The sequence below is a fragment of the Ohessyouella blattaphilus genome (assembly GCF_024721265.1).
Taxonomy (GTDB): domain Bacteria; phylum Bacillota; class Clostridia; order Lachnospirales; family Lachnospiraceae; genus Aequitasia; species Aequitasia blattaphilus_A.
Genome location: NZ_JAMXOC010000040.1, coordinates 1 through 10,530 on the forward strand (window position 1 = coordinate 1; position 10,530 = coordinate 10,530).

Consider the following 10,530-nt stretch of genomic DNA (forward strand, 5'->3'; position numbering starts at 1 on the left):
TGGTAGCGCTAGATACAAAGTATATTGCCAACTGGAATATCTGGTTAGACATAAGAATTATTTGGAAGACGATACAAGTGGTGTTTAACGGGAAGGGCGCGGTATGATTTCAAAGAGTATTACAAAATATGATTATCTTTTAGGAGTGTGGAAATATGAAGAAGTATACATTTGCGGTGGCTGGTACCGGCTATGTAGGGTTATCGATTGCAGTACTGCTAGCTCAACATCATAAGGTTTGGGCTGTAGATATCGTTAAGGAAAAAGTGGAGTTAATTAATAAGAGAAAGTCTCCAATTCGGGATGAGTATCTAGAGAAATATCTTGCAGATGAAAAACTTAACTTAACCGCAACCTTAGACGCAAAGAAGGCATATAGTGTTGCAGACTTTATTGTGATAGCGACGCCAACCAATTATGAAAGCCGTACAAAAAGTTTTGACACATCAGCAGTTGAAGAAGTGATAAAGTTGGTTGTTGAATGTAATCCGAATGCAATTATGGTTATTAAGTCTACAATTCCTGTTGGCTATACATTAAGTGTACGTAAGAGGTTTTGCAGCAAGAATATTATCTTTAGTCCCGAATTTCTTCGTGAATCGAAAGCACTTTATGACAATCTGTATCCTTCACGCATAATTGTTGGTACTGACTTAAAGGAAAAGCATTTAGCCTATATGGCTCATGAGTTTGCAAGATGTTTGCAAGAAAGTGCGATAAAAAAGGAAGTTGATACGCTCATTCTAGGAGTGACAGAGGCAGAAGCGGTTAAATTATTTGCGAACACGTACTTGGCTCTACGTGTAGCTTATTTTAATGAGCTAGACACCTATGCAGAGTGTAAGGGATTGGATACGAGACAGATTATTGACGGTGTTAGCCTGGATCCTCGTATTGGAAAACATTACAATAACCCAAGTTTTGGCTATGGTGGTTATTGCTTACCAAAAGATACTAAGCAGTTGTTAGCAAATTATGTAGATGTTCCTGAGAAATTAATCGAAGCGATTGTAGAGTCTAACAGAACCAGAAAAGATTTTATAGCTGATAAGGTTCTTCAGATGGCCAGATATTATAACTATGGAGATCAGACAGACTTTAAGCGAGAACAAGAAAGTTCTGTAGTAATTGGAGTTTATCGCTTAACGATGAAAAGTAAGAGTGATAATTTTCGTCAAAGTAGTATTCAGGGTATTGCGAAACGGATCAAAGCAAAAGGAGCTGAGGTTATTATTTATGAGCCGACTTTGAAAGATGGCGAGACGTTCTTTGGAAGTGATGTTGTTAATAATATTAAGGAATTCAAAAAGAGAAGTAAAGTGATTATAGCTAATCGTTATGATCAGGAGTTGAAGGATGTAATGGACAAAGTCTACACGCGCGATATTTTCAGGAGAGATTAATTTTGAAGAGGAATGTGTATATGAATAAAGAGGAGAAGACTTTAAAATTGTGTTTTGCATCTTCATCTGGAGGGCATTATGAGCAATTGCTTATGTTGGAGCCATTGATGGAGAAATATAAGAGTATTGTGATTACAGAAAAAACTTCATATCTTGTAAAATCAAAAGGCGGAAAAACCTATTATCTTGAGCAAGTAAATCGTAAAGAAAAGCTATTTATATGGCATATGATATTAAATACAATGAAATCAATTAGAATTTTTTTTGTTGAGAAACCAGACGTAACAATATGCACAGGGGTTCTTGCTATGATTCCTATTTGCATATTATCAAAGATAGCAAGGAAAAAGTTGATTTATATCGAGTCATTTGCAAAAGTAACATCTGCAACCGAAACGGGGAAACTCATGTATAAACTTGCTGACCAGTTTTATGTGCAATGGGAGTCCATGTTAGAGATTTTTCCAAAGGCCATTTACATAGGGGGAGTTTATTAAAAAGTGTACTAAAGGTGGTGTATATAGTGATATTTATTACGTTGGGATCGCAGAAATTTCAGTTTAATCGTTTATTGGAGGAAGTTGACGACCTAGTTGAGAGTAATATAATGCGAGAAGATATCTTTGCTCAGACAGGGTATAGTGATTATGAGCCAAAAAACTATGAGTTTACGAAATTTCTCGATTATGAGAAATACAACGAAAGAGAGAAAAAGGCAGATGTTGTTCTTACGCACGGTGGAACAGGAGCCATTATTGGGGCCGTAAAAAATAAAAAGAGAGTTATTGCAGTTCCGCGACTAGCTTGTTATGGAGAACATGTGGATAATCATCAAATACAACTTTTGAAGGAATTTGAAGAGATGGGTATTATTCTTGCTTGTTATGATATAAAAAAATTGGGAGATGCATACAACCAAATATATTCAGCGGAACTTAAGCCCTATACGTCAAAGCGAATGAGCGTTTTAAGTAGTATAGAAGCGTTTTTGATAAAAACAGAAAAAAAGTAGGGTAGGGAGAAGGATGTTATGAAAGATACCATAAATATGTATTACGCAAAAGTAGAAAATATGGGAGACATCTTAAATAGGGAGATTATAAAAAAATGCTTTGGATATAGAGTTACACGAAAGAGCTATTTAACAGGGGAAATAAGCGGGATAGGTAGTGGTTTGGGTAACTATACATATGAGGAGAATAGAATAAAAAATCTCATGAAGTTAATTACGAGCCCGATTTTCCCGAAGGTTTATATATGGGGAACGGGTTTTATTAGTTACAAGGCGAGTGACACAAAATTTTATAAAAAGCAAACAAAAATATGTGCTGTTCGAGGGGAGTTAAGTAAACGTAGAGTTGAAAAAATCTTAGGGAAAAGAATATCAGTTCCAGTGGGGGATGCTGGAATATTAGCATCATTCCTCTTAGAGGTTGTTCCAGAAAAGAAATATAGAGTTGGTATTATTGCTCATTTTAAAGAGCAGGGCGAACCAGAATTTCAGAAGCTTCTTGCGAGATTTAATAATTCGGTGTTCATAGATGTAAAGAAAGATCCTAAAGATGTTATATACGAAATATCTCAGTGTCATTATATAATCTCCAGTAGCCTGCACGGACTAATTATCGCAGATAGCTTAGGTATCCCTAATAGGCATATAATTGTAACGAATAATTTGCTTGGAGACGGATTTAAATTCGATGATTATTATTCAGCATATGGAATAGTACATGATTACACAGATATGAGAAAAGAAACAATTAAAAGTTTAGATGAAATCGATGATAAATATAAAGTCAAACGAGATATGGTTGAGAAGAAAAAAAAAGATATGATTTTTTGCTTTCCGTATCCATCTAGAAAAAGGGTGGAAGTATGAGATACTTAATTTTATTAAATAGGAAATTTCCATATGAAAGTGGAGAATCATTCCTAGAGAATGAAATAGATAAAATAAGTCAACACTTTGATAAGATATTGATTTTTCCAAGCGACAAGACAAAAAAAAGCAAAATGACAAGGCGGATTAAATCGCCAAATGTTCATGTTATTACTTACCATAAACTTGGTGCGAAACAAAGAAATATAGAATATCTTTTGAGGGGTATATTTAGAGAAAAGGACAAAAGTTCAAAAGGAGCGAGACAGTGGCTTTATTCTGGGTATTTTGAAGCGGCAGCTGACTTGCAGTCTAAAAGAGTGATGAAAGAACTTATGAGGTTTGATTTTAAAAGCGATGATGAAATTGTCCTATATAGTTATTGGCTTTTTATTTCTGCAAAAGTTGCCATAAAATTAAAAGAGTTATTGAGAAATGATACGAAAGTAAAATGCATTTCGCGAGCTCACAACTTTGATGTATACGAGGAAAAAAAGTACTTACCACAGCGAGAAGTTATTATAAAAAATCTTGATAAAATCTATGCGTGTTCGCAAAATGGAACGAATTATTTGCGATGTAAATATCCAAGTTATGCGGGTAAAGTAACAACTTCGTATTTAGGTACAGATGATCGAGGGAGGTGTACAAAGCAACCATCTAGGGTATTTAGGATGGTTTCATGTTCGCGAGTGGCACCCGTGAAAAGATTGGATTTGTTGATTGATGCTCTAAAAATTTTAAGGGGAAGTGATATTAAGCTATCTTGGACACATATAGGCGGCGGGGAATTATATGAACACATAAAAAAGCGTGTTAAGAAGGAATTGGATTTCATGGAGGTAAAGCTTACGGGCATGGTTTCTAATACTAAAGTATGCGAGTATTATCGAGAGAATTATTACGATGTATTTGTGAATGTGAGTTCTGCAGAAGGGTTGCCTGTTTCAATAATGGAAGCAGCCTCCTTTGGAATACCGACAATTGCTACAAATGTAGGGGGAAGTTCAGAGATAATTGAGGAAGGGATTACTGGTATTATTTTAAATGCTGAACTTGAGGCAGAAGAGCTTGTAAAGGCACTAAAGCTATATATGTTGAAAACGTCAGAGGAAAAGAATAAGGAGCATAAGGCAGTGCGAAAAATGTGGGAAGAAAGGTTTCAAGCGAAAAATAATTATGCGAAATTCGTTCAACAAATAAATGAATTAGTAGCAGGAAAGTGATACTAGGGAGATATATAGATGCAAAAGGCATTAGTTTCAATTGTTATAACTACATATAGGAGACCATTACAGATTTTAAGGAGAGCGCTTGAGAGTGCCATAAACCAGACATATGACAATATCGAGGTCATAATAGTAAATGACTTCCCGGAGGACGTTAATATGTCGGAAAGAATAAGAGAATTAACTACATTGTACATGCGAAATGTAAAGTATCGCTCTATGAAACAGAATTCGGGTGCATGTGAGGCTAGAAACATGGGAATTGAAGAAGCTCAAGGAGAGTACATAGCATTTCTTGATGACGATGATGAGTGGTTTGCAAATAAGATTGAGACTCAACTTCTTGGATTTGCTGAAAGTCGCATTGGGCTTTCATATACCCCGTTTTACAGGAATGATGGGAAAATACGCAAATTATCTTGTGATGAAGGAAAAAATGGGAATATGCTGGAATATATGTTACACAAAAATCCTATGGCACTATTTCCTTTGTTTAGAATTGAAAAAATCAGGGAGATTGGTGGATTCGACACTAATTTAAAGTCTAGTCAGGATCATGATTTGATCTTACGATTAGCAGAAGTGTGCGACTTTGCATATATTGACGTAGCTACAGCGAATTACAACGTTTCGGAGGAGTCAATCTCAACGAATATAAAAAATAAAATTGACGGATTTAATTATTTTATGAAAAAACACAATAATCTGTATAAGGTATATCCAAATGCGTACTATTACCAAATGATAAAGATGTGTAATAACATGCTAACGGCGGGATATAAGTCCGAAGGCTTTTTTTATTGGCGAGCTGCGATAAAAGTAAAACCAATTAATATTAGAAATATTCTAGAACCAACAAAGGGGGTTATTAAGAGGCTGCAAAGAAGAAGACCTTTTCATTAGCGCAGGAGAAAAATTATATACTGAATGTAGCATTATTCTGGAGTAGGGTTTTGTTTGTCGCTAAATTCAGGAAGGATGTAAATGAAAATTATAATTAATAAAAGAGAAATTGTTTGTATACCAACTGCATTACTATTTGTTTTTTTTGCAAATCAAGGAGGAATTTCGACTGCTTTCTTTTCGGATAGAAATATTAAATATTTATTAGCAGTGGTTTTCGTACTACTAGTGGGAATTATTGTTTTCAAAAACAGAAAATACGAAAAGAGCATTACTCTTCCGATATTTATATATGCATTTCTTATGTGCTTTGTAAGCTTGAACAATCCAGGATGGGGAGCATCAGATAGCGTTGTATATATAGGAGCGGTCTTTTTTGTAGTTGTGGCAACGTATATTCCGCAAATACATAGATATATATTGAATTTTTTATTTGCAGCATATATATTTTATGCAATATCAACCATTATTATCTCGTTAATTCCGTCTTTGTATCTGCCGTATGTGTGGGAACTTTTTCCAGACACACGTGAAATGCTATTAAGAAGCTTCAGAAATGGGTACATATCAGGATTTACTAATCATTACTCGACGAATGGAGTATTTTTGGCTTCGGGATTCATAATAGCGAGTATTCGCTATTATGAAAAAAAGAAAAAATTGGAGTTTGCACTTATTGTGATTATGCTGGTTGCGCTTTTGCTAACGGGTAAACGTGCTCACCTACTTTTTTCAATAGCGGCTTTGTTAGGTATGTTTTATTTGTCTACAGCTAGACAAAATGTCATAAATAGATTTTTTAAGACGATTGCCGCAATCTCTATTTGTGTAGTTATTATGCTTGTAGTAGCGAATTATGTTCCGGAATTAGCTGTGGTATTCGAGCGATTCAGAAGTTTTATGGAAGGAAATGATGCGGCTGTTAACGCTAGATATGGATTATGGGGAGCCTCATTAGTGACATTTAAAAGGAATCCACTTATAGGAATTGGATGGGAGCAATTTCAAGAGACAGTATCAGCGCATTTGGGATATTCGCGTACGTATGCTGTGCATAATGTGTACTTACAGCTTCTTTGTGAATCAGGTATTATTGGTTTTGCGATTTATATTAGTTGGTTCATTTACTCTCTAAGGAATGCAGTTCAAGTATATGTAGAGCTTGTAAAACGAGGTGAATATGGAAAAGAAAGAATGTATATTGCATATTCAGCATCCTACCAGATTTTTTTTCTACTGTACTGCTTAACTGGAAATCCCTTATATGATAAAATGACAAATTTACCGTACTTTTTTGCCTGTGGATTAGGTTTTTATTATAAGAGAAAGACAATGAAGATTTGCCAATAATTATGTGAGCTGTACTTGAAATACATACTTAGGAGAAATAAAAAAATGAAGATAGGGATATTGACATATCATAGAGCATTTAATTATGGAGCGTTTTTACAATCAGTTGCATTATGTTTAAGATTAAACCAAGAAATTGACATGGAAGCCGAAATTATTGACTTTGATATGAAGAGAGCAAAGCTGTCTTATAAGCCGGAGAATTGGCCATTAAAACGGAAATTGTATCATCATAGAAGATATCTATTTAAGCGAAACTTATACCAATATTTTGCACAAGGAATGGAGAAGATTAAGGAAATTCGCTCTGAAAAGTATTTGTGTTCGGATAGCATAGAAAAATTCTGTGAGATGGTAAAAGGGAAATATGATGTGATTATTGCAGGGAGCGATGAGATCTGGCGAGTAAACAATATAAGAGGATTTCCGAATCCGTATTTTTTGTTTGGTGAATTAGGCTGTAGAAAATTTGCATATGCGGTATCGGCGAGAGTAGAATTTGATATTTTAGATAAAGAAAATCATGAGAAATTAGCATTAGCGTTAAATGATTTCGAATTTATTTCAGTTCGTGATCGACTTACATATGAAATCGTACAAAGAGCTGGGATAAGTAGTGAGAATATGATGTTATCTTGCGACCCATCATTACTGTATGATTTCAACATAAAAAAGGTTGATGTTAGAATGCTAGTGGAGGATAAGAGACTGAATCCAATGAAGAAAACAGCAGTAATAATGTGTGGTCAGGAAGAGAGAAAGACGATTGGAAGAATACGTAAAGATTTGGAGAAGGATTATAATCTTATTACAGTATTTGAATACCATAAAGGTATGGTTTGCGCGGATAAACTAGATCCATTTAGGTGGATGCAGCTTTTGAAATCAGTTGATTTTGTTATTTCTTCATATTTTCACGGAATTTGCTTTAGCATTACTAATAACACACCATTTTTAGCGCTTGGAACAAGATTGAAGAAAAGTAAAATAGAAGGACTTTTGGTCGGGACGACTTTGGAAAATCATTATATTTCGATAGAAAAATGTAATGTTACAGACTGGCTAAAACTAGTCGAAAAATTAAAGGATGAAAATAATTTCGATAATTTTGTAGATGATAACAATAAAGGATTTACTGTTTTTTTAAAAAAACTGAGACAGGATGTATAGTTATGAGCAGGGCGCATGAATTAGTCAAAAATTTTGCAGTATTATCTTTTGGGAAATTTCTTCCTAAGATAGTTTCGATTATCACTTTGCCGATTGTTACTGCTCGACTTTCAAAAACAGAATATGGTACATATGATTTAATTATAACTCTAGTGATGCTTGCAATACCAATTGCGACTATGCAAATTCAATCTGCGGCATTCCGATTTTTAATTGACTCGCGTGGAGATTATGAGAAGACCTCAGAAATTATTACTAATATTATCGTGGTAGTCTTTCCCATTACATTAATTGTTTCAGTAGGAATATTTGTCTTTATACCTATGCTAGATTACCTTGAAAGGCTAGTAGTGGCAATATATTTTTTAGTAGATAGTATGGCGATTTGTCTAGGCCAAGTTGTAAGAGGCCTTGGAAAGAATAAGATTTATTCGATTAGCTCAATTATTTTAGCTAGTGTTAATGGAGCTGGTATAATATTAGCAGTTGAAATAATGGGAAAAGGTCTTTTAGGTGTCATGGTTTCTCTTGTGGTTGCAAATTTTGCAGCTATTATATATCTTTGTATAACTATTAGGATATGGAACTATCTATCGATGTGCTGGGTTTCTAACTCGAAAATAAAGGAACTTTTGAGGTATTCGTGGCCAATGGTTCCGAATAATCTTTCGACGTGGATACTAAAGCTATCAGACAGGATAATTATTACTCTCTTCCTAGGAATTACGGAAAATGCAGTGTACTCTGTGGCAAACAAAATACCTAATCTATTATCTATAGCACAATCAGTAATGGTAATGGCCTGGCAGGAAAATGCATCAATTGCAGTAGGAGATAAGGATGCGGGAAAATATTACTCACGTGTGTTAAACCAAGTATTTGATTTGATGTTTGGATGTACAGCACTACTTATTGCAGGAACTCCGATAATGTTTCGTCTTTTAATAAATGGAAAGTATGAAGATGCTTATTTCCAAATACCAGTTTTAGTTTTGGGTATGTTTTTCTTCGTAATGTCCTCTTTTTTTGGTGGGATTTATGTCGCGCATAAGAAAACGTTGAATGTGGGCATCTCTACAATGGTAGCGGCGGCAATAAACATTATATTAGACTTATGTTTTGTACAAAACATAGGTATATGGGCTGGGTCATTATCTACTTTGATTTCATACATGTTTTTATATTGTTTTAGGTTAGTCAATTGCAGAAAATTTCAACAGATAGATATGAATATAAAGAGGCAGCTTGGTCAGCTAAGTTTGTTAGTTCTAATGATAATTATATGTTTTAAGCAAAGCTTGATTTTGAATATTGTAAATTTGGTTTTGGGAGCAGTCTTTTTTTTGATATTCAATTTGGGAATTGTCCGGAGAATATTAAACTTACTGCATAAAAGGTAGGTGAAGTAGTTTTAAACAACGGCATATTACCACCCCCCACCCCAAAACGGCTTTTTATGACATTCAAACAACTGTTGGTTACAATTTTGTTGAAAAAACACTACCCTTTTGGCATAATACACCTAAGACTCACAAACTACCCTTTTTTAAAAAACACTACCCATTTTGTGAATAACTACCCAAATGGATAGTAAGTTTTGGTATACTACTAAGGACAAAAGACTTAGGAGGTATACAAAAATGGAAACAGACAATATCGAAACGCAGATAGAAAGGTTAGCCCTCTATCGCGAGCGCTTATGTGAAGATGAAAAAAGCAAAGCGACTATTGAAAAGTATGAAAGGGATGTTAAGAAGTTCTTAAAGTTCTTAGTTGGCCGTTGCGATACCGTAACCCAGCTTACCAAAGCGCAGGTGATTGAGTATAAAGAAGAACTAATCAAGAAATACGAAAGTAGCAGTGTGAATTCCATGCTGGCTTCGGTCAACAACTATCTTTACTATATTGATAGAGGCGATTGCCGAGTGCGGCAGATTAAGATTCAAAAAGCCCCTTACCTAGATGATGAGAAGTGCTTAAGCGTAAAAGAATACAAGCGCATGGTAAATACCGCTAGGGAAGAAGGCAAGGATCGCCTAGCAATGATCCTAGAAACCTTAGGCAGTACGGGAATCCGGGTGAGTGAGCTAGCCGACATTACCCTAGAGCGATTAAAGTCCGGGGTTATCAGAATTCATAATAAAGGCAAGACAAGAACCATCGGTATAACCAAGGAACTGCGAAAAAAGCTTCTGTGCTATGCAAGGGAGCATCAGATTTCAGCAGGTTCAATCTTTATCACAAGAAATGGTCGCCCGGTAGATCGAAGTAATCTCTGGCGTGAGATTCAAGAAATATGCAAAAGAATCGGGGTAGCTCTTAAAAAGGGATTTCCTCATAACCTGCGACATATGTTCGCCAGATGCTATTACGAGATTGAAAAAGACATTGTTGGTCTCTCAGAATATTTGGGACATAACAGTATTGAAACTACCAAGATTTATACGAAAGGCAGCTACACACACTTCATACGAAAACTTGAAGAAATGAATAAATTTATACAGTAAACACAACATAATTAATATTATGTTGTGTTTTTGCAGTGCGCCTGGCGGCGCACGTTTCTAACCGGTGTAAGTCCGCAATCCGCCCGGTA

The 10,530-nt window shown here is 35.1% G+C and carries 11 protein-coding genes; all 11 read left to right on the plus strand.

Translation table 11 applies throughout. The features are described from left to right. Positions 1 to 107 (plus strand): sugar transferase (locus NHH16_RS15750; protein WP_262070364.1); only part of this gene is annotated, 107 nt, incomplete at its 5' end. A gap of 48 nt (positions 108 to 155) precedes the next feature. Next, entirely contained in the window at positions 156 to 1,403 is a 1,248-nt protein-coding gene (locus tag NHH16_RS14710) for a nucleotide sugar dehydrogenase (protein WP_262070354.1), read from the plus strand. A 20-nt stretch (positions 1,404 to 1,423) separates the two neighbouring features. Continuing rightward, entirely contained in the window at positions 1,424 to 1,900 is a 477-nt protein-coding gene (gene pssD / locus NHH16_RS14715) for a PssD/Cps14F family polysaccharide biosynthesis glycosyltransferase (RefSeq protein ID WP_262070355.1), read from the plus strand. Between the two features lie 26 nt (positions 1,901 to 1,926). Then, positions 1,927 to 2,415 carry a PssE/Cps14G family polysaccharide biosynthesis glycosyltransferase gene (gene pssE, locus NHH16_RS14720; RefSeq protein WP_262070356.1) on the plus strand — a complete coding sequence of 163 codons (489 nt, stop codon included), beginning with the start codon at positions 1,927 to 1,929 and terminating at the stop codon, positions 2,413 to 2,415. An 18-nt stretch (positions 2,416 to 2,433) separates the two neighbouring features. After that, positions 2,434 to 3,282, plus strand: a complete 849-nt coding sequence (locus tag NHH16_RS14725; RefSeq protein WP_262070357.1) for a polysaccharide pyruvyl transferase family protein — start codon at positions 2,434 to 2,436, stop codon at positions 3,280 to 3,282. Further along, positions 3,279 to 4,508 carry a glycosyltransferase gene (locus NHH16_RS14730; RefSeq protein WP_262070358.1) on the plus strand — a complete coding sequence of 410 codons (1,230 nt, stop codon included), beginning with the start codon at positions 3,279 to 3,281 and terminating at the stop codon, positions 4,506 to 4,508. The genes NHH16_RS14725 and NHH16_RS14730 overlap by 4 nt, the downstream gene beginning before the upstream one ends. An 18-nt stretch (positions 4,509 to 4,526) precedes the next feature. Then, complete coding sequence (locus NHH16_RS14735; protein ID WP_262070359.1) at positions 4,527 to 5,414, plus strand: glycosyltransferase family 2 protein; 888 nt, start codon at positions 4,527 to 4,529, stop codon at positions 5,412 to 5,414. A gap of 81 nt (positions 5,415 to 5,495) precedes the next feature. Next, positions 5,496 to 6,764: an O-antigen ligase family protein gene (locus NHH16_RS14740; protein ID WP_262070360.1), complete on the plus strand. Its 1,269-nt coding sequence runs from the start codon at positions 5,496 to 5,498 to the stop codon at positions 6,762 to 6,764. Positions 6,765 to 6,809: 45 nt separating this feature from the next. Next, entirely contained in the window at positions 6,810 to 7,934 is a 1,125-nt protein-coding gene (locus NHH16_RS14745; RefSeq protein WP_262070361.1) for a polysaccharide pyruvyl transferase family protein, read from the plus strand. A 2-nt stretch (positions 7,935 to 7,936) separates the two neighbouring features. Further along, positions 7,937 to 9,334, plus strand: coding sequence for an oligosaccharide flippase family protein (locus NHH16_RS14750; protein ID WP_262070362.1), 1,398 nt, complete (start codon positions 7,937 to 7,939; stop codon positions 9,332 to 9,334). 240 nt (positions 9,335 to 9,574) lie between these two features. Then, positions 9,575 to 10,441 (plus strand): tyrosine-type recombinase/integrase, encoded by an 867-nt coding sequence (locus tag NHH16_RS14755; protein ID WP_262070363.1) that lies wholly within the window; start codon positions 9,575 to 9,577, stop codon positions 10,439 to 10,441. The last annotated feature ends 89 nt before the right edge of the window (positions 10,442 to 10,530 follow it).

Coding starts and splice junctions, on each gene's coding strand:
- NHH16_RS14710 (WP_262070354.1), top strand. CDS start 156: ATGAAGAAGTATACATTTGCGGTGGCTGGTACCGGCTATGTAGGGTTA.
- pssD (WP_262070355.1), top strand. CDS start 1,424: ATGAATAAAGAGGAGAAGACTTTAAAATTGTGTTTTGCATCTTCATCT.
- NHH16_RS14725 (WP_262070357.1), top strand. CDS start 2,434: ATGAAAGATACCATAAATATGTATTACGCAAAAGTAGAAAATATGGGA.
- NHH16_RS14730 (WP_262070358.1), top strand. CDS start 3,279: ATGAGATACTTAATTTTATTAAATAGGAAATTTCCATATGAAAGTGGA.
- NHH16_RS14735 (WP_262070359.1), top strand. CDS start 4,527: ATGCAAAAGGCATTAGTTTCAATTGTTATAACTACATATAGGAGACCA.
- NHH16_RS14740 (WP_262070360.1), top strand. CDS start 5,496: ATGAAAATTATAATTAATAAAAGAGAAATTGTTTGTATACCAACTGCA.
- NHH16_RS14745 (WP_262070361.1), top strand. CDS start 6,810: ATGAAGATAGGGATATTGACATATCATAGAGCATTTAATTATGGAGCG.
- NHH16_RS14750 (WP_262070362.1), top strand. CDS start 7,937: ATGAGCAGGGCGCATGAATTAGTCAAAAATTTTGCAGTATTATCTTTT.
- NHH16_RS14755 (WP_262070363.1), top strand. CDS start 9,575: ATGGAAACAGACAATATCGAAACGCAGATAGAAAGGTTAGCCCTCTAT.